The sequence below is a fragment of the Clostridium sp. HBUAS56010 genome (genome assembly GCF_007115105.1).
Taxonomy (GTDB): domain Bacteria; phylum Bacillota; class Clostridia; order Lachnospirales; family Lachnospiraceae; genus Lacrimispora.
Map to the genome: position 1 here is coordinate 103,174 of NZ_SULJ01000003.1, position 19,342 is coordinate 122,515.

At 45.0% G+C, this 19,342-nt stretch carries 15 protein-coding genes; all 15 read right to left on the reverse strand.

What is annotated here, in order from left to right; translation table 11 throughout:
- Nucleotides 1-43: 43 nt before the first annotated feature.
- On the reverse strand, nt 44-985 hold the full coding sequence (locus FAY33_RS07140; RefSeq protein WP_143320222.1) for a sugar phosphate nucleotidyltransferase: 942 nt from the start codon (nt 983-985) through the stop codon (nt 44-46).
- 95 nt (nt 986-1,080) lie between these two features.
- On the reverse strand, nt 1,081-2,262 hold the full coding sequence (locus FAY33_RS07145) for a mandelate racemase/muconate lactonizing enzyme family protein (RefSeq protein ID WP_143320223.1): 1,182 nt from the start codon (nt 2,260-2,262) through the stop codon (nt 1,081-1,083).
- 22 nt (nt 2,263-2,284) lie between these two features.
- Nucleotides 2,285-2,776: a GNAT family N-acetyltransferase gene (locus tag FAY33_RS07150; RefSeq protein WP_143320224.1), complete on the reverse strand. Its 492-nt coding sequence runs from the start codon at nt 2,774-2,776 to the stop codon at nt 2,285-2,287.
- 34 nt (nt 2,777-2,810) lie between these two features.
- Nucleotides 2,811-4,169: an adenylosuccinate lyase gene (gene purB / locus FAY33_RS07155; protein ID WP_143320225.1), complete on the reverse strand. Its 1,359-nt coding sequence runs from the start codon at nt 4,167-4,169 to the stop codon at nt 2,811-2,813.
- Nucleotides 4,170-4,230: 61 nt separating this feature from the next.
- The gene (locus FAY33_RS07160; RefSeq protein ID WP_143320226.1) at nt 4,231-5,565 is read right to left on the reverse strand and encodes an MmgE/PrpD family protein; all 1,335 of its coding nucleotides are present in this window, start codon (nt 5,563-5,565) and stop codon (nt 4,231-4,233) included.
- A 3-nt stretch (nt 5,566-5,568) separates the two neighbouring features.
- Nucleotides 5,569-6,471, reverse strand: coding sequence for an ABC transporter ATP-binding protein (locus FAY33_RS07165; RefSeq protein ID WP_143320227.1), 903 nt, complete (start codon nt 6,469-6,471; stop codon nt 5,569-5,571).
- 36 nt (nt 6,472-6,507) lie between these two features.
- Nucleotides 6,508-7,572: an ABC transporter ATP-binding protein gene (locus tag FAY33_RS07170; RefSeq protein ID WP_243126640.1), complete on the reverse strand. Its 1,065-nt coding sequence runs from the start codon at nt 7,570-7,572 to the stop codon at nt 6,508-6,510.
- A 16-nt stretch (nt 7,573-7,588) separates the two neighbouring features.
- Entirely contained in the window at nt 7,589-9,148 is a 1,560-nt protein-coding gene (locus tag FAY33_RS07175; RefSeq protein ID WP_185967529.1) for an ABC transporter substrate-binding protein, read from the reverse strand.
- Complete coding sequence (locus FAY33_RS07180; RefSeq protein WP_143320230.1) at nt 9,145-11,061, reverse strand: prolyl oligopeptidase family serine peptidase; 1,917 nt, start codon at nt 11,059-11,061, stop codon at nt 9,145-9,147. Before FAY33_RS07180 ends, FAY33_RS07175 begins: the two co-directional genes overlap by 4 nt.
- A gap of 13 nt (nt 11,062-11,074) precedes the next feature.
- Nucleotides 11,075-11,962: an ABC transporter permease gene (locus FAY33_RS07185; protein WP_143320232.1), complete on the reverse strand. Its 888-nt coding sequence runs from the start codon at nt 11,960-11,962 to the stop codon at nt 11,075-11,077.
- Nucleotides 11,963-11,974: 12 nt separating this feature from the next.
- Entirely contained in the window at nt 11,975-12,907 is a 933-nt protein-coding gene (gene nikB, locus FAY33_RS07190; RefSeq protein ID WP_143320234.1) for a nickel ABC transporter permease, read from the reverse strand.
- Between the two features lie 23 nt (nt 12,908-12,930).
- Nucleotides 12,931-14,223, reverse strand: coding sequence for a M20 family metallopeptidase (locus tag FAY33_RS07195; RefSeq protein WP_143320236.1), 1,293 nt, complete (start codon nt 14,221-14,223; stop codon nt 12,931-12,933).
- 783 nt (nt 14,224-15,006) lie between these two features.
- A complete protein-coding gene (locus FAY33_RS07200; protein ID WP_143320238.1) occupies nt 15,007-16,299 on the reverse strand; it encodes a UDP-N-acetylglucosamine 1-carboxyvinyltransferase in 1,293 nt (430 codons plus the stop codon).
- A 108-nt stretch (nt 16,300-16,407) separates the two neighbouring features.
- Complete coding sequence (locus FAY33_RS07205) at nt 16,408-18,885, reverse strand: hypothetical protein (protein ID WP_143320240.1); 2,478 nt, start codon at nt 18,883-18,885, stop codon at nt 16,408-16,410.
- A 137-nt stretch (nt 18,886-19,022) separates the two neighbouring features.
- Entirely contained in the window at nt 19,023-19,310 is a 288-nt protein-coding gene (locus tag FAY33_RS07210; RefSeq protein WP_279231839.1) for a BsuBI/PstI family type II restriction endonuclease, read from the reverse strand.
- Nucleotides 19,311-19,342 lie beyond the last annotated feature (32 nt).

Consider the following 19,342-nt stretch of genomic DNA (forward strand, 5'->3'; position numbering starts at 1 on the left):
ACCTATATATTATCCTATTCAGAAACGGATGTCAAGTGCATTTCTATTGGATTGTTCCCTTTTTTCCCCACAGATTTTCGGGATAAAGACCGGAATCCTTTAAATCCTGAACTGCCTTTACCACGGTGGCTTTATCCTCTTTATAGGTCACCCCATACCAGCGGTCAGGACTTTTTAACACCGTTACCTCTGCCTTATTCTCCTTTAAGAGTTCATCCACCACAAAGGGAAGAAAATATTCGCACTTTAAGGGATTCTTCTCCATCTCACGGTCTAAAAAGGCAGTAAAACGGTTGGAAAGCTCCGTAAGGATGCTGGAGGTAAAGCCCCATAAATTCATGGATACATAAGTCTCTTTCGAAAGAGGAGTAAAGCTTTTTCCCTCGTCTTCCGTATACTCCGCAATCTCTCCGTGCTTTTCAATCCTGGTGCGTTCATGGATATCAAGAAGTTTTCCTCTCTCATCAACGGTGCACACCCCTCTTGCCACATGACCGTTCTCCGTCAGGGTATTATAAAGCTCATACGCTACCATGGCATAGCGGTATTTGTCATCATCACAAACCTTCGTAAGCTGCTGATAGATGTTGACAAATGCCCGTTTCCCATAATAATCATCTGCATTAATTACCGCAAACGGACCGTCGATCACATCGCTGCAGCACAGGATTGCATGACCGGTTCCCCATGGCTTTTCCCGTCCCTCAGGAACCTTATAGCCCTTTGGAAGCTTATCAAGTTCCTGATAGACATACTGAACCTTTACATACTTTGACAAACGGTTGCCGATATGCTCTTTAAATTCTTTTTCAATGGATTTCTTAATGATAAATATAACCGTTTCAAACCCGGCTTCCACCGCATCGTATATGGAAAAATCAATGATCTTATTTCCGTAGGAATCCACAGGATCAATCTGCTTCAATCCTCCGTAGCGACTTCCCATACCTGCTGCCATGATTACCAGAACCGGTTTCTGATTCATTTTGTTACCTCCGCTCAACTGTTTCTTTCCTATCTCTGCCATTTTAGCACGGAACCAGCCTGCTGTCCAGACAGGGAAAGAAAGCGCCAGAAGAGTTACTGGTCAATAACCGATCCATCGGTGGATACTCTGGTTAAAATATGGCGTTTAGAGTAAGGATACTTTTCCGCCGCACCCTCTGCCAGTGCCACTCCGATTCCAGGGGTATCCGGCAATTCCATGAACCCGTCTTTGCAGGAAAAGGTTCTGGTGACCACATCCTTTTTCCTTACTCCCTGCTCCACGCTGGTAGAACCGTAGCGCTCTGACATGGCAGGTTTGTCATCTCCTGTATATTCAAACATGGAAAAGCTTGGGGAAACGGCAGCAATCTGGAGACAGGCGGCTGTGGATACGGGGCTTAAAGGACTGTGAGGCACTACCAGCACATCCATGGCTTCTGCCAGGGCAGATATTTTTTTTGCCGCAGTGATTCCGCCTACCATACACACATCAGGGCGAATATAGGCAACTCCATCCCGTTTCATCAGCATGGCAAAATCCTGAAGGGAATTAAACCGCTCTCCCGTTGCAATGGGAATGGTGGTCCGGGCTGCAATCATGGCAGTGGAATCAAAGTTATCCGGTGTTGTGGGATCTTCCAAGAACATGGGAAGGGCTCCCTCAATCTGTTTGGAAAAGCTGATTGCTTCTGCAGGATTCAGCCTGCGGTGAAGCTCCAGGCACAGATCCACATCTCTTCCAACCGCCTCCCGAAAGGCATAAACCCGGTCTACGGCATCTCCGATCTTTTTGCTGTAAGGCTCAAAGTAAGGTTCGGATCTGGTACTGTCTAAAAACGGAGACAAGTGACCCACTGCATGAAACCCTTCTTCTTTCGCCTCTTTTAGATTTTCAATGACTTCCTCATTGGTTCGGCCTCCCACATGATAATAGACCCGTGCCTTATTCCTTACCTTTCCTCCCAGGAGCTCATAGACAGGCACCCCGTAGTGCTGCCCTGCAATATCCCAGAGAGCAATGTCAACAGCACTTAACGCCCCCATAATGGCAGCCCCTCTGAAATGCCAGCAGCGGTAAAGATACTGCCAGTGGTGTTCAATGGTCAAAGGATCTTTTCCAATGAGATATTCTCCAAACAGCTCTGCAGCCTCCTTTGACGCATCTAAAAATCCCCACGCACCTGATTCGCCCACTCCTTTCAGTCCGGTATCCGTGGTAATCTCCACAAACAGATACCGATTGATCAAAAGCGGTTTTACTTCCTGTATTTTCATAAGAATTCCCTGACCTTTCCTTTTATTTTGAGAAAACCTTTTCCATATAGACTGTGTGATGCTGTTTTCCTTCTAACTGGACTGTATTAAAAGGAACAAATCCCATGCCTTCATACATTGAGACCAGCCAGGGGTGTTCTTTTGCAGTTCCAAGGGTAACAGACGGGGTTTTTAATTCTTTTGTTAATACGTTCTTCTCCAGCTCATGAAGAAGCTTTTTCCCATAGCCATGCCCCTGGAAATCCGGATGAGTGACAAACCAGCCGATATGAGGCACCTTCTTAGGTCCCGGCAAAGGTCCCCATGGCATCCGGAGGGAAATGGAAGAAGCCAGTCTTCCATTTTCAAAAAATCCATAAGCCGGATGAGCAGAAAACCAGGCAAGAGCCGTTTCTTTTGAAGCATGGATGGCTCCAAAGGTAATAGGGTAGTCTTTTAACGGGCTGTACCCTTCATGAAGCACCTCATACCACGCCTGCCCGTCTTCCTCTTCCAGTATGCGAAAACCATTCATGTTACCCCTTCCTCTCTAAACATCGTTACTTCCTCTATAGATACCCTTTCTTTTTCAGGGCAAGAATCACCTCTTCCACTTTTTCTTCTGCAAGTCCGGTGTAGGTTTCCGGCACCAGCCAGCTCTCCACTTCCGTCCGGTCAAAACGAGCCGCAATCTCCGGCTGTTCCATTAATACATCTGCAAAAGAACGGTGCTCCTCATAGGACTTCATGGACGCTTCATAAACCAGATGATGAGCGGTCTGTTTTCCAAGCTTTTCTCCTACTTCAAACATTACCTTTTCAGAAAGAAGCAGACCATGCTGGGAATTTAAATTCTCATACATCCGCTCTTTATTTACTGTAATCCCCTGTAAGATTCCAATGAGAGAAGTAAGCTGATAAGAGGTATAAATATTGATTTCCGGAAGGGCAATCCATTCCAGACGCCAGGACATGGCATCTCTTTCATGTTCCATATGGGCGGACTGGTAGATTAAACCAACGCTCTGTAATACAGCCGGTGTCAGACTGGCCAGACCTTCAAATGCGGCAGGGTTCCGTTTATGGGGCATGGTGGAAGAACCGATTTTTCCTTTGGTAAACTGTTCTTCAATCTCCCCGATTTCCGTACGCATCAGATTATAAAATTCATTGCCGATTTTCCCAAGAGTTGCTGAAATGGATGCCAGAACAGAAGCATATTCCGCAAACCGGTCACGGGCAGACTGCCAGCAGATATTGGGTGCATTTAAACCCAGATATTCCATGGTCTTTTTTTCTACTTCAATGCCCCGGGGACCAAAAGAAGCATAGGTTCCTACCGCACCGCTCATACTTCCGGTAAATACCCGGTCTTTTAATGCTTCCAGACGTTCCCTGTGACGGCCGAATTCATCCAGCCAGACAGCCAGTTTATAACCAAAGGTAATGGGAAGCGCGTGAACTGCGTGGGTACGTCCTACCATGGGAAGAGACTTATATTTCTCCGCCATTTCCGCCAGAACACGGATCACTTCGCTGACATCCTCCAAAATATACCCATACGCCTGCTTTAGCTGAAGCATTGCTCCTGTATCCACAATATCCTGGGTGGTTGCACCGTAATGCACATATTCCCCTGCCTCTCCGGCAAGGGTCTGCAAGGTATGTATGGTTGCCATCAGGGAATGTTTTGATGCGGCGGCTTCTTTTGCTACCTTCTCCACATCAAAATATTCTGCTTTTGCTGCTGATACAATGGCTTGTGCCGCTTCCTTGGGAATAATTCCCAAATCCGCTTCTGCCTTTGCAAGAGCCGCTTCTGCCTGAAGCTGTGCTGTGATACGGGCGGTGTCATCCCAGACCTTTCGCATCTTTTCCGTTCCAAAATTATTTTGAAGCATGATGAGATCTATTACATGTGAAGCCATAGTGTTCTCCTTTTTTGTTTTATTTCAAACAGTTTTATTTCTTCGTTATGATTTACATTGGTTAAAAGGGTCTGTGAATCCGGGTCAGTACCTCACACATTTCGGTTTTTTCCAAATCCCATATGGCGGCAACCAGCAATCTTTGCTCTTTTCCGTTTCCGAAAGAAAGGGAAAGCTTTTCCAGTTCATCATCAAGGGTGAGCGGATTATTGGGGGAACCTTTCGGAAATACAATGGACCGGGTCTCTTCGGATCCGTCATTTTTGACCACTGTTACGCTGGTATAAGGATCTCCATCTACTTCTGTAACTGTATAGCGGGTGATCCGTTTCAAATTTTCCCTCATGGTTTCTGACAGTTTTTTCTTTGAAAAACGTTCCAGATCATAAGTTTTCCCAGTCAGCCCCAGCCAGACAATATATTCAATAGAAAATCTCCCCTCTTCTCCGGTTTTGGGATCTCTGGAATACAGGGCAGAATCCTTTCCCGGAAAAAATCCGATCCTTACTTCCTTTATATCATCTGTTTCATAAGCGAACTGCTGGCGAAGCTCCATAGCGGCATCGGCTCCCGGCAAAGCAGCAGAGCAGAACGGATATTTTTTCAGCCATAATCCTGGTGAAGCAATCCTCCAGCTTTTCCCCCAGTCTTTTTGAAGGGCATTTTTATACAGAAGCTCATTGTCTGATTTATAACCAAACAGATCAAAGAAACCAAACTTTTTATACAGGAATTCTGTCTCCCCATAAATTCCTGCCTGTACCAGCCTTACGGCTTCCAATGCGTTCCGGGCAGCAAAACCAATGTGCAACGCTTTTGCAGGTGTGCCAAACTGAGCACGCATTCCGCCGGACTGGGTCGCACCAATTCCCATGGCATGAGCTGTCTGAACCGGACTGAGTCCCATCAGACGGGAAAGTGCCGCTGCGGCTGCTATACTGCCAAGGGTGGAGGTGTTGTGCCAGCCTTTTAAATAGTGTTCCGGGTTCACTGCTTCCCCCAGTCGTGCCATGACTTCCACTCCCGTTATATAGGCCGCCAGAAAATCTTTTCCCGAATGCTCCGGCGTTGCTGCGGTCAGCAGAGCAGATAAAATCACCGCACCGGGATGTCCCCTTACATCACCATGGACGTCATCAATATCCAGAAGATGGGCACGGAATCCATTGACAACCGCTTTGGCACTTTCCGGCACCTCTTCCTGTAACACTGTGGATATTCCTTTAAAATCTCCCATGCCATATACCTGCTGTACCGTTTTTAATTCCTCTTCTCCTGTGGCAAGAAGGGAGGACGCAAGGTAATCCAGAAGCCCGACTTTTGCAGCACTGACTGCCTCAGAATCTTTTATAGGATCTGTTTCAATAACCATCTGCGCCAATTTCAGACTATCCATCTCTTAATACCTCCCTGCTTCATCACATAATACAAAATGCCCTTTGGAAACTTCTCTCAGTTTCTTCTCTGCCCGATCTGTTTCATCAGGAACGTAAGGAATCGCCTGCCGTTTCCGCTCAATCAATGGTTCTGGAACGGGTATGGTTGAGAGAAGGCTTTGTGTATAGGGATGTATGGGATTTTCATACAGTTCCTCGGCAAAAGCCAGTTCTACCAGCCTGCCCCGGTACATGACTCCAATCCGGCGGCTGATGTATTTTACCATGGACAGATCGTGAGCAATAAACAGATAGCTGAGGTTCTTCAACTGCTGCAGATCCCGCAGGAGATTGACAATCTGCGCCTGCACAGACACATCTAAGGATGAGATCGGCTCATCACAAACCACCAGTTCCGGCGTTACCGCCAGTGCTCTTGCAATTCCGATTCTCTGCCGCTGACCACCGGAAAATTCATGGGGATAGCGGTCCATATGAGACTTCTCCAGTCCAACCAGTTCCAGCAGTTCTCCCACCTTTTCTCTCTTTTCATCCCTTGAATTTACCAGGGAAAAAATCTCCATGCTTTCTCCAATCACGCTTTCAATGGTCATCTTGGGATTTAAGGAGGAATAAGGGTCCTGGAAGATCATCTGAATGGATTTCCGGTAAGCCGCCCTTTCCTGTCTGTTTTTTAAATGAAGAATGGACTGGTCCCGGAAACGAATGTCTCCGCTGGTTGGTTTATGAAGCTTTAAGATGGCTTTTCCCGTTGTGGATTTTCCGCACCCCGATTCCCCAACCAGACCAAAGGTTTCCCCTTCCTCTATTTCGAAACTCAAATCATTCACTGCCTTTACAGGCTTTGGTGAATAACGGTTATAAACATGGGTCAGATGATCCACGGTTAATATGGTTTTACTCATAATAAAAACCTTTCCCTTTCCATGGGGCATCCCCTGCTATAATGATGCACTGCCATAAGATTTTAATTGAAGCAGATCGTCATAGATCTTATATCGTCTGGCAATCTCCGGTGGAAGCGTTACTTCCGGTGCATCAGAAGCCAGAAGCCAGGTAGCTGCATAATGGGTCTCTGTTATGGGAAAAAGAGGTGCTTCCTCCAGTGCGTCCCGGTCCAGAGCAAAATAGTTGCGGGGTGCAAACGGATCTCCCGTAACCGGATTCATTAAATTAGGCGGTGAACCCGGTATGGTAAAGAGCCGTTCCTCTCCTGTTTTGGTGGTTGGCATCGCCTCAAGCAGCCCCCAGGTATAAGGATGATTTGGATGGTAAAACACTTCTTCTGCCGTACCGATCTCCACAATACGCCCTGCATACATAACTGCCACCCGGTCTGCAATGTTTGCTACCACACCAAGATCGTGGGTAATGAACAAAATGGCAGTTCCGGTCTTTTTCTGGATGTCTTTGAGCAGATCCAGAATCTGTGCCTGAATGGTAGTATCCAGGGCAGTGGTGCACTCGTCTGCAATCAGAATATCAGGCTCACAGGCAAGGGTAACGGCAATTAAAAGCCGCTGTCTCTGTCCGCCGGAAAACTGGTAAGGGTACTTTTTCAGACATCCTTTCGGGTCTGGAATTCCCACCAGTTCCAGCAGTTCCAGCACTCGTTTCTTCACCGTTCTCCGGTCTGTAAGATGATGATTTTTAATGGACTCTGTAATCTGAGCTTCGATGTTCATACTGGGATTTAAGGAAGTCATGGGGTCCTGAAAGATCATTCCAATGGATCTCCCACGAAATTCCTGCCATTCCTTTTTGCTCTTCTGATAAACGTCTTCTCCCTGGAACAGCACCGTCCCTCCGGTTACAGAGGCATTCTCAGGCAAAAGCCCCATAAGGCTTTTGCTGGTTACGGATTTACCGGAACCAGACTCCCCTACCAAAGCTAAGGTTTCTCCTGCTTTTAAATCAAAGGATACTCCCCGGATAATCTCTGCCTTTTTCGATTTGGTCAAAAAAGTGACTTTTAGATCTTTTACTTCCAATAATGGCTGGCTCACTGGTTCCTCCTCCTTTTTATTTACTGAATATAATCTGTGATAAATCTGGCTGCTGTCTGGAATCAAAGACAAAGTTGGTGATCTTGTTGGTATAGCCATAGCTTACTTTCTGGAATACAATGGGAATGGAATAATAGCTGTTCCAGCAGTACTCCTGAAGTTCCTTATAGATTTCTTTCCGTTTTGCATCGTCTGATTCTGCTCTTCCCTTTGCCATCAGCTCATCAATATGAGGATCATTGGCATTTAAAGCGCCCTTATAACCAGACTGCCAGTTCGCAAGGGCATGATCCGGGTCTCCGGTAGAAGTGGTAAAGTTACTTCTGCCAAAACGGGTCAGTCCAGCCGCATTGTTATCTTTATAGGTTGCCTGATCAAGCGGAGTAATGGTTACCTTAATTCCTGCCTCTGCCCACATCTGCTGTGCAATCTCAAGAGCCGCCTGTGTGGTGGCACTTTCTCCAAACGTGATCTCTGTCTGGATTCCGTCTGGATATCCTGCCTCTGCCAGAAGACGTTTGGCTTCTTCTACATCCTGCTTGATCGGTCCGATGGAAACGTGTCCGTACACCTTATCACTGAAAATAGAATCCGCCGGTTCTCCAAGCTCTCCCCATACTGCATTTACGATGGAAGGTACATCAAGAGCCAGTGACATTGCTTTTCGTACACGAATATCTGAAAATTCATCGGCAGTCATGCTCAAAAGAAACAACTCATGGGTAAATCCAGTTCCAACCTCTGTTATCAGATCAGGATTTGATTTAATCCGTTCGTAATCTGCCGGATAGATATCAAAGAGAAAATCCACGCCTCCGGATTCCAGTTCAATGGAGCGAACGCTGGCATCTGGAATAATTCTTGCGATAAAGTTCTGGTAAGTTGCTTTGGGTCCCCAGTAATCAGGATTTCTCTCCAGAATAATCCGGTCACCAGATTCCCACTTAGAGAACTGGAAGGGGCCGGTTCCAACTGGTTCCAGTCCAAATCCGTCTAACCCCTTTTCTTCTGCTGCCTTTTTGGATACAATATATCCTCTTGATGTTGCCAAATAAGCCAGTGCACCGGAAAATGGTTCTTTTAACTTTACATCAACGGTGTAATCATCAACCACAGCGGTATTCTCTCCGTCAAATGCTTTAAAGATAGACGCGGAAAGCGGAATCTCTGTAGCTCTCTGAATGGTATAACGTACATCTTCTGCAGTCATTTTCTCTCCGTTATGGAACGTTACATCCTGGCGAAGATGAAACCGGATAGTAAGGGGATCAGGAAACTCCCAGGATTCGGCTAATGAAGGCTTAATGTCTCCATTTTCCTCTCTGGCTACCAAGGTGTCAAACATCTGTGCCTGCACCTGATAAGCAGATACCACACCTACATTCTGAGGATCTAAAGACCCTGGCTCATTGGCAATGGCAACTACAAGAGTGTCTCTGGCATTTTTTACTTCGCCCTGTGTTTCACTTGCATTTCCGGATTCACCGGCTGCTGTTGCTGCAGATTCTGTTTTTCCGCAGCCGCTTAATAACACCATAGATAACAGTCCTGCTGCAAGTATCATTCTTTTCTTCATATAATTTTCCCTCTTTCTTCTATTCCAGATGATGGTTTTAAATAGGACGCAAACCATTTCCGGATCTCCCTGCTGTGTTTCAACCTTGCCTGAGGTTTCCCGGTTGCAGTCAGTCCGTGGCTCTCTCCTTTAAATATCACTAATTTTGCGGGCACTCCGCTAAGTTTTAAGGCGGTATACATCTGAATGGCTTCCTCTATGGGACAGCGCAGATCCCCTTCTGCATGAACGAGCAACGTGGGTGTTGTGCACTGGCTGATATATTGGACAGGAGAAGCATCCCAGAATTCCTGGAAGTCTTCCCACACCCGGTTATGAAGTCTTACCAGAGGATAGCGAAAGCCCGTGTCGCTTGCCATCTGCTTGCTGATCCGGTTACTGATACTGCGCACCGAAACCGCACAGGCAAACCGATTGGTCTGGGTGATCATCCAGTTGGTTAAATATCCACCGTAAGACCCTCCTGTAATCCCAATCCTCTGGGGATCAATCTGCTTCCAGGTTTCTAAAGCAAGATCCAGAGACTTTAAAATATCCTCCATATCAGTTTTTCCATTGTTTCCGATTACATCGGCAAACTGATTATCCAGTCCGTCGCTGCCTCTTGGATTACAGAATATAACAAAATATCCCTCATCCGACCATAACTGAAAGTCAATCATCAGCGCATCTCTGCCATATGCCATCTTATGTCCGCCATGTATGGACACAATCGCCGGACAACATCGGACTCCCTCAGGCAGATGCCTGGGAGGAAGAACAAAATAATCCACCGGCTGTCCCTCCGGAGAAAATTCACCGGGAACAGGTCGGACTGGCTTCAACTTATCATTTATATCCGGATGAAAGTCTGATACTTGTTTTTTGATGCCTGCCTCATACACATACAGTTCATCAAACCCAAGCAGATAAGACCCTGATACCAGAAGCCTTCCATCAAAAAAGCACTGGAAATCATCGGTTACACCTTCTTCATGAAGTGCGGTGGTTATAGTTCCTTCCCAGTCCAGTTTTTTTATAATTCCGTCTCCCCGGAACGTGGAAAGATAATAAAGCCCGTCTTTTCCCAAGCCATATCGTCTGGCTGTGGATTTCCAGTCCCGCACTACGGTATGACTGGCGCTCTCTTCGTTGGCAGCAAATAAAGTAAGACTGCCGGACTCACTAAGCTTATAAAAATCAGGATTCTGGTTTGGACCAAAACGCTTCATATCCGATGCAGCCAGTAAAAGGTAATCGCCCCATGGCTGTATGGTATCAATCCGGTAAATGAAATCTTTCAGCAGCAGCCGGGGCACCTCTTCCCCATCCCATGGGATTTCGTACACGGCACTGTGCTGAAAATCAACCCGGCTTTCCTGTCTTTCATATCCCGTTATATAGATCCTGCCCTTTAATACCGTCACCAACTGAACCTGATATTGTGCTGATACAATCCGTTTCCATGTCTGGCTTTCCTTATTCAGAACCCATAACGTGCCAAACTGTCTGATGTAGCCTTTCCCATCTGCCAGAAAAGGAAGACTTTCTGTTGTGAAAAAGTCCGGGTCCTGCAAGATCTCTTCCTGCAATTTAAACAGGAGATGATCGGAATCCAGGAAAAGCACCTGCTCCACCCTTGCCGGGCAGGAAAAACCAGACTTCTCACCCGTTCTTACGTCAAGAACCCGGTAATCATGATCCTTTTCCCATATCAGAAGACAGTTGTCTGACAACCACCATACACTTGCCTGCTGTACCGGATCTGCGTCAAGGACTGGCTTCCATGTATTTGAATCATAAACGGAAAGCTGATATTCATTTTTATTTTCTTCCAGATTTGGCTGTCTGCGGACCACTGCCGCCAGAGCTTCATCTGGAGACTTTTGTATGCAGGTAATGACTCCCTGCCCAATGTATTGTTCGTCTGTCATATCAGCCTCTTTCTTACTTTTCCTGTGGATCTAAGGCATCCCGCAGACCGTCGCCAAGAAGATTCAGCGCACAGACCGTCGCCATAATGGCAATTCCCGGAAATGTGACAATCCACCAGGCATTTCTGATATAAGCCCTTCCTGCGGATATCATACTGCCCCATTCAGCCGCCGGGGGCTGAACGCCTAATCCGATAAAGCTTAAACTGGCAGCGGTTAATATGGCTCCTGCCATACCGGCAGATGCCTGAATGACAATAGGGGCAAGGATATTGGGAAGAATGTGGCGCATGATAACTCTTGCCGAACCCGCACCGCTGACAATGGCGGCATCTACAAAATCAAGCCCTTTCACATCCAAAACACTTCCCCGGACAATCCTTGCATAAACCGGAATAGAACTGATGCCTACCGCAATCATGGCATTGACCAGTCCTGGTCCCATGGCAGCGGATAAAGCAATGGCAAGCAAAAGCCCTGGCACCGACTGCATGATATCAATGACACACATCACCGCATGATCTACAATCCCTCCCCACCATGCCGCCATAATTCCAGCAAAGGTTCCGATGGAACAGCCGATCCCAACGGAAATCAGGCCAATCACAAGGGATACTCTGGAACCGTAAATTACACGGCTGAACACATCTCTGCCAAAATTATCGGTTCCAAAGAGATGGGCATTGGATGGCGGTGCATAGAGATTTTTCAAATCCTGCCCTTCAAAGGAATAAGGGGCAATCTGAGGGGCAAAAATAGCGATCAGTGCAAAAATCAGTAAAATGACTGTCCCCACAACAGCCATGGGATTTTTACAAAACCGTCTGCCGAAATGTTCCCTCTGCTGCTGTACGTCGGCAGTCTTTTCTATCAGCCCTTCTACATAAGGTACTCGTTCCATTCTCATTCCTCCCTAATCCCGCCGAAGCTGTTCTTTGATCTGCGGGTTAATATGGGTATACAAAATATCCACAAACAGATTGATCAGACAATAGGAAATGGAAATCAGGAAGACACTTGCCTGAACAACGGGATAATCCCTGGATTTAATCGAATCTACAATCAGCTTTCCAAGACCGGGAAGAGCGAAGATGGATTCTGCAATCACAGAGCCGCTTAAAGCATTTCCGAATCTCAGCCCCACAACCGTTACAATGGGAATTAGGGCATTCATTAACGCATGTCTGGTGATGACCTGAAATTCCGTGGTTCCCTTGGCTCTTGCGGTCATAATGTAATCTTTTTTCAAGGTGTCCAGCATACTTGCCCTTGTAATCCTTAAAATAGTGGACGCCATATGGATTCCGATGGTCACGGACGGTAAAATCCAGTATTTCCACCCGTAGGAGCCGCTGGCTGGAAGCCATCGAAGCTGAAGGGAAAATACAAGAATGAATAAAATCGCCTGCCAGAACTGGGGCATGGATACGCCTAACAGGGCAATCAGTCTGGACAGGTTATCAATCAGCTTATTCTGATAAATAGCAGATAAAATTCCCAGAGGAATGGCAATCAAAAGTGCCACCAGGGTACTTAACAGAGCCAGTTTAATGGTCGTTGGAAAACGGGAGAGAATATCTCCTGTAACCGGGCGCCCGGTTACATAGGAAACACCCAGATCTCCTTTTAAGACATTTGAGATAAACCGAAGATACTGTTTTCCATAAGGCTGGTTCAGTCCCAGTTCATCCTGCATTTTTGCAATCTGCTCTTCCGTTGCCTCATCTCCAAGAATCATTCTCGCAGGATCTCCAGGTGTAAAGTAAAGCAGTGTAAAAATCAGCACTGAAACCCCAAAGAATACCACGACCATGGACAGAAGCCGTTTTGAAATATATTTTAACATTGCTGTCATAGCCTCCCTTTTTGCTATTGATCATATCTTTTTGGTACCGGACGGTTGGCTGCTTTGCGGAAATCATCAATATCTCCCTCAAATGCCTGGAAATCCGCCGGAACGTCCCGTTTCTCGCTTAAATAGGTAAGTGCCAGGGAACAATAAAGTGCCGTTCCATAAGGCAATCCTTCCTCATCAATATCAAAATCTGACTGATGTGCCGATGCCGTGATTCCTTTTTCTTCATTGCCAACTCCTATCCGTAAAAAAGAGGAAGGATAAAATGCCGACAGGGTCGAAAAACTTTCTGATCCCATACCAACCGGCACTTCCACCACATGGTCCTGAGCTACAACGTTCTCTGCAGCCTCTTTGGCAATGGCACTGTTGACAGGTTCGTTATAAACCGGAAAGCTGGGTCCGGTAAACTCCACAAATTCAGCCGTACAATCATAAACCTGACTGATTCCTTCAATGGTCTGACTCATCTTTTCTTTAAAGATCAGACCGGATTCCCGTTCATGAAACCGGACTGTTCCAAGAAAGGTCAGGCTGTCGGGAACGATGTTACGTTTTTCCCCGCTATGTACGCTTCCAATGTTATAGGTAATTGGACTGTTGGGGGATATATACTTCATTCGAAGGTCTTTCAGCGCATTACCAATTGCGAGAAAACAGTCAATGGGATTATTGGCTTTATCTGGTCTGGAACCATGCCCCTTTTTGCCATGAAGTCTGATCTCAAAGTTTACATTACCCGAATTGACAGTTCCAGTTCGAAGTCCTATGGTTCCTACGGGAAATGACGTATCTACATGAATGCCATAGCAGGCATCAATTTGAATCTTTTCCTTTTGTATTTCCTTCATTACATAATAAATGCAGTTCCCGCCTTCTTCCCCTCGCTCAAAGAGGAAATAAATCCGCCCCGCAAACTGGCTGGTCTTGTCTTTTAAAATCTTTACTGCACTGAGAAGCATCGCCGTATGAGCATCATGACCGCAGGCATGGGCAACTCCTGGAACTTGACTGACACAGGTCTTTTGATACCTGGTGTTATTCTCTGATTCCTGTATAGGCAGCGCGTCGCAGTCCGCCCGTAACAAAACGCTTTGCCCTTCTTCTGCCCCATCTAACCAGGCAAGCACTCCCCCATCCGGGATATTTCTGTAAGAAACCGTTTCTGCCTCAAGTTCCTTTATGATATAAGCGATGGTCTGAAATTCTCTGGAAGTCAACTCCGGGTGTTCGTGTAAGTGCCTTCTGATTTTCAGACTGTAAGAATACAGCCTTTTTGCTTCCTCAAGCCATAATAAATCTGACATCCGATACAGCTCCTTCCTTTATGTGCATTTTAGTTTCTCTTGGTTTTTGTTGGGTTTGATTCTTGTGTTATCATTTGGTGGTTGTGTTTGTTGGTTTCTGTATTATTTGGTGGTTGTGTCAGTTGGTTTCTGTGTTACCTGGTTTCTGTGTTAATTAGTTTTTGTGCTGACTGGTTTTGGCATTAAGAGGTTTTCGCTTTATCTTATTTCAGATACAACTGTTTTTTCCTAATTACATACCACTATTGTATGTTAATATGCAGAATAATAACATAAATGTTTTCTATCGTCAATCACCTATTTTTACATATTAATCCATGATATGTCAGATAGTTTATATACTATTATCATTTATTTAAACATCTAATAAAAACAAGTTTTAAAATCTGTATTATGAATAAAATTCGTCTTAATTCGACAAATCTTATGTGCTGCACTTAGTTAGAAACTATACCTGGCTATAAAATAATTATTATGTTCTTTCTATAATACGCAAAACATTTTGCCAAATTAAAAGAGCCAAATTCTTCATAAAACATAAAAATTTTCGCTCTTTTAAACTAATATATTTTTATATTTTTACTTATTTGTATATCAATGTTTGTTTTGTAAATCTACTTTTGCTTTTTCAATCTGATCTTGGAACCAGGCTTTATATTCACTTTCTTTAAAATTCTTCTTCCAATATTTTTGTTTCAAGCTCGCCATTTTCCCACATTGGAGACACAAAAAAGGGAACCTGTCTATATAAACAGATTCCCTTTTCATTATGATACTGCCGACTTAACCGACTTTTAATTTAAATTTTTTTGCTTCCTTCTCGGAATCAACCTTTTCTATCATAGCACCAAGGCCCTGAAGCTTCTCTTCAAAGCATTCATACCCTCTCTGGATATAACCAATCTCATCCACGACTGTATATCCATCTGCCGCCAGTCCTGCAATCACCAACGCAGCACCTGCACGCAGATCAGGAGCATTGACAAATGCACCGGTAAACGCACCAACTCCATCAATCACTGCCACATTCCCCTCTACCTTTATACTGGCTCCCATACGGGAAAGCTCATCCACATAGCGGAAACGGTTTTCGAAAATACTCTCGGTTACCACACTGGTTCCATTAGCTAAAGCTAGTGTAACCGCCATCTGCGGCTGCATATCCGTAGGAAAACCCGGATATGGAAGAGTCTTTATATCTGTATGCTTCTGGCTCGTCTTTCCAACCACACGAACCGCATCATCAAACTCTACAACTTCACATCCCATCTCCAGAAGCTTCGCAGAAATTGCTTCTAAATGCTTGGGAATAACATTCTTTACCATGATATCGCCACGGGTAATGGCTGCAGCACACATGAAAGTTCCTGCCTCAATCTGATCCGGAATAATCGAATACTCGGTTCCATGAAGCTTTCTTACACCACGGATGCGGATGGTATCTGTACCGGCTCCCTTGATATTGGCTCCCATACTGTTCAGGAAATTGGCAACGTCAACCACATGAGGTTCCTTTGCCACGTTTTCCAAAATAGTCTGTCCTTCTGCAAGGGTTGCCGCCATCATGACGTTAATGGTTGCACCAACACTGACCACATCCAGATAGATGTGGCTTGCCACCAAATCAATGGCATGGGCAATCACTGCCCCTCTTTCAATCTTCACCTCAGCACCAAGTGCACGGAAACCTTTTAAATGCTGGTCAATGGGTCTGCTTCCAATGTTACAGCCTCCCGGAAGTGGAACCTGGGCACTTTTATACTTTCCAAGCATTGCTCCAATAAAATAGTATGACGCCCTGATCTTACGAATATAATCATCATCAACCGAAACTTCCCGAATGGTTCCTCCATTGATGCGAACCGTATGTCTGTCAATCCGTTCAACGCCTGCACCAATCTCTTCAATCGCTTCTAATAAAACATTAATGTCGCGGACATCGGGTAAATTATCAATAAGAACGTCTTCATCTGTCATGATTGCTGCTGCCAGAATTCCTAAAGCGGCATTCTTTGCCCCGCCAATGGTGACTTCACCAACCAGGGGATTCCCGCCCTTCATAATATACTGCTCCATTTCACACCTCTGATTATCATGTCATATATTAAAAATATCTTACTTTTTTTTGATTAGCCTTTAATGATTATAACATATCTTGGGGATTTGTAAAGAGAACGCGCTTTCTTATTCCACAAATAGCCCGCAGACAAAGTCATTTCCCTGTCCTGCAAAGAGAACAGAGGCATCATTAATACCCATCTTCTGGCTTTCACCATTTTCCGGATTAAACAACGTCACATTATACTGATCATAACCAGATATGAGCAGATAGCCTCCCTGCCCTGTGTAAACCACAGCCGGACAGCCCTTTCCCACAAAATAGAGGATCTGATTCAGGCTGCATCCTCTTGCATCAATCATAAGAACACGCCCTCTTTTGTTTCTGGTTCCGTCAAAGTCTCTCAGGTTGTTTAAGAATTCGGCTCCAGTCTTTAGAGGATCCTTCATGTTCCGAATCGGCGGACGATTCACGCGGTTCCACAAGATCTCCTGGTTCTGATCCGTTACCACTCCCATTTTATCATAGGCAAGGGACAGTGCATCAGAAAAGTCTCTGCGGCTTCCAAGGAAATGTCCACCTCCGTAAGCGTAATAAAGAGGTTCCCGACTTTTCTGGCTGCTTTTTAACTCCACCACTTCTGTGGATTCATAAGCTACTTTCTTCGGAACCGTAACCCGTACCTCCTTGCTTTCAACCTCATGACCAAGCTGTACAAAATACATTTTTTTTCGATCTGGAGAAGCATAGAATCCAACGCCTTCTGACTCCCCATCTGTTAATTCCTGATTGCAGACAATGGTATCACGCTTGGAAACAGAATAGGAAGACTCCCCGCTCTTTACCACCTGTGACAGATGAATACGGCTGTCATCGACAGAAACATCAGAAATCTTTGTGTTTTCCTGTTCGTATTCTTTTACAATCCTGCCTGCCTGATCCATGATCTCAATCCGGCGCATGGGGACATCCATGATTCTTCCATTCTGAATCCACATATCTCCTGCCTGTGCAATTCCATAGACAAAATCATCTCCCACAAAGCCCAGAGGACGGTATAAATCTTTTTCTCCGCCTTTGACTTCCCTTTTTGCTCCTGTATCTAAGTCCATCAGATGAATAACGTCTGCACCATAGATCTGATCGCCCTCCTGCCAGGCAAAATGACGTTCTGTACCGCTGACTGCATATCCACCTTCCATCAAGGAATCCACTAAAACCATATACTCATTGCTATTTAAATCAATTCCATAAACAGAACGGTCTGCCATAAGATAAAGCATGCCATTGGTTCCCACATGGGCAAGCTGTTCCACATCTTCTTTCAGCATTTCAAAAGACAAAGTAACGGGTGTAAAGAACCGCTCTTCAATCGCATTATCCTGACTGCTGTACTGGTACAGGGCTATGCCCACATTTCCTTCATGAATTCCCCGGTTCATATATCCATACACAAGAAAATTCACATCGCCATTATCACTGACGGACAATATCTTAATGTCATGTTGGTTATAACCGCTTCGCAGTCCATCATCCGCTCCGCTGCGGAAAGAAAAAACCTTTACTCCATGTTGCCCCTTCTCGTCAAATGTCCATAGATCCCGGTTAACCACATACGCCCTCTGATTGCCTGATGCACTTTTCGCTGTGCGGACCTCTTTGGGATCTACAATTCCCAATACAACTCTTTTTCCCGAGAAAAGTTCCTTACTGCCGGAAAAAATCTGATTGGTATTCCGTTCAAAATCCATGAGGTAAATTCTACGGCTATCCCATTTCATGGTGAAAGTATCTTCCACCTCATAATATTCCTTCTGGTCTCCTTCTTCATCCCGTGAGATAAGGTATTCCAGTTCCACATTACACATAATTCCATTTAAGTCTTTCAGGGTTACACGGATATCTCCTACCGGTTTAACGGCTAGCCCGCCCCAGGTCAACTGGGAAAAACTTGACCGTATGGAAACATGGCTTAAAGAACTGTTGTCTTCGGAATCACTGGTTTCCAGATAAGTGGTAAGATCCCTCGCCTGATCATAATTAAATGTTTTATTGGTAAAATCCACGGCAAAGTCAATCATATCTTTGGCATTGGTACTTTCAGTCCAGAGAATTCTGGTGTAGTAAAGAACCTGTCCGCGATCTGATGTATCCAGTGTAAGAATCAAAAGGTACTCTTTATCCTTTGTCAGAAGATTCTGAATCGGAAGAGTGGCTGTCACAGAACTTTCTCCCTGATTCCACTGTTCAACCGTCGTTCGTTCCACCAGCCGCTCCAGATCAAGACTGCGCACTTCATAGGTAATTCCCTTTATTGCACCCTTATAATCGGATATTTCAATGTTCATGCTGCGGTCAGCAGGAAGTACGGTCAGAGCCTGTCTGGACACAGTCTGCTTCATATCCTGGGTGTATCCATGAAGCAGGTTCATCTTCCGTCCATACATATCAGCAGAGACAACGGGCAGAGATGCTTCCTCCATGGAGGTATATACCATAGCATCCTTTTTTTCCGTACTTCTTAAATTCCAAATAAAATAAACTGCGACTGTCGCAATAAAAACCGCAGATAAAATGACGATCTTTTTCATTAATCCATTCATGGCAGACTTCCTTTGTTTTTCCATTTTCTTTCCTTATTGTATACAAAAACAGGGAAAACTACAATGAAAACTTTATTAAACATTCATGAATCTACAGGAATCTACAAATGCAGGGGTGAGTGCGGTTATTTTATTATCTACGCTATTGGTCCCATAAATCTGTCGCCATTTAAATGTATCATACAATTCGACATTTCAGAAATCCACACTTCTGTTTCCCAGGCCAAGCTAGCAGAAAACATTTTAAACATACTTAAATTCTGAAATGCTATGACAAAAATTTTTCTGATATTATTCTTTTTGTCATTATTCTTAAACAAATCCTTTTCTATAGTATCCCGCACATACAAGCATTCCGAACCAGGTGCAAATCTTGGGGCAAATTCCCCAACAATTGCTTTTTGCAATTCGTTGTGCTTCTCCACCGAAAATATAAATTAGCTTGTTCCACAATATT

Excerpts from the sequence above, each read along its gene's own strand:
- FAY33_RS07140 (WP_143320222.1), bottom strand. The coding sequence starts at position 985 with ATGAATCAGAAACCGGTTCTGGTAATCATGGCAGCAGGTATGGGAAGT.
- FAY33_RS07145 (WP_143320223.1), bottom strand. The coding sequence starts at position 2,262 with ATGAAAATACAGGAAGTAAAACCGCTTTTGATCAATCGGTATCTGTTT.
- FAY33_RS07150 (WP_143320224.1), bottom strand. The coding sequence starts at position 2,776 with ATGAATGGTTTTCGCATACTGGAAGAGGAAGACGGGCAGGCGTGGTAT.
- purB (WP_143320225.1), bottom strand. The coding sequence starts at position 4,169 with ATGGCTTCACATGTAATAGATCTCATCATGCTTCAAAATAATTTTGGA.
- FAY33_RS07160 (WP_143320226.1), bottom strand. The coding sequence starts at position 5,565 with ATGGATAGTCTGAAATTGGCGCAGATGGTTATTGAAACAGATCCTATA.
- FAY33_RS07165 (WP_143320227.1), bottom strand. The coding sequence starts at position 6,471 with ATGAGTAAAACCATATTAACCGTGGATCATCTGACCCATGTTTATAAC.
- FAY33_RS07175 (WP_185967529.1), bottom strand. The coding sequence starts at position 9,148 with ATGAAGAAAAGAATGATACTTGCAGCAGGACTGTTATCTATGGTGTTA.
- FAY33_RS07180 (WP_143320230.1), bottom strand. The coding sequence starts at position 11,061 with ATGACAGACGAACAATACATTGGGCAGGGAGTCATTACCTGCATACAA.
- FAY33_RS07185 (WP_143320232.1), bottom strand. The coding sequence starts at position 11,962 with ATGGAACGAGTACCTTATGTAGAAGGGCTGATAGAAAAGACTGCCGAC.
- nikB (WP_143320234.1), bottom strand. The coding sequence starts at position 12,907 with ATGTTAAAATATATTTCAAAACGGCTTCTGTCCATGGTCGTGGTATTC.
- FAY33_RS07195 (WP_143320236.1), bottom strand. The coding sequence starts at position 14,223 with ATGTCAGATTTATTATGGCTTGAGGAAGCAAAAAGGCTGTATTCTTAC.
- FAY33_RS07200 (WP_143320238.1), bottom strand. The coding sequence starts at position 16,299 with ATGGAGCAGTATATTATGAAGGGCGGGAATCCCCTGGTTGGTGAAGTC.
- FAY33_RS07205 (WP_143320240.1), bottom strand. The coding sequence starts at position 18,885 with ATGAATGGATTAATGAAAAAGATCGTCATTTTATCTGCGGTTTTTATT.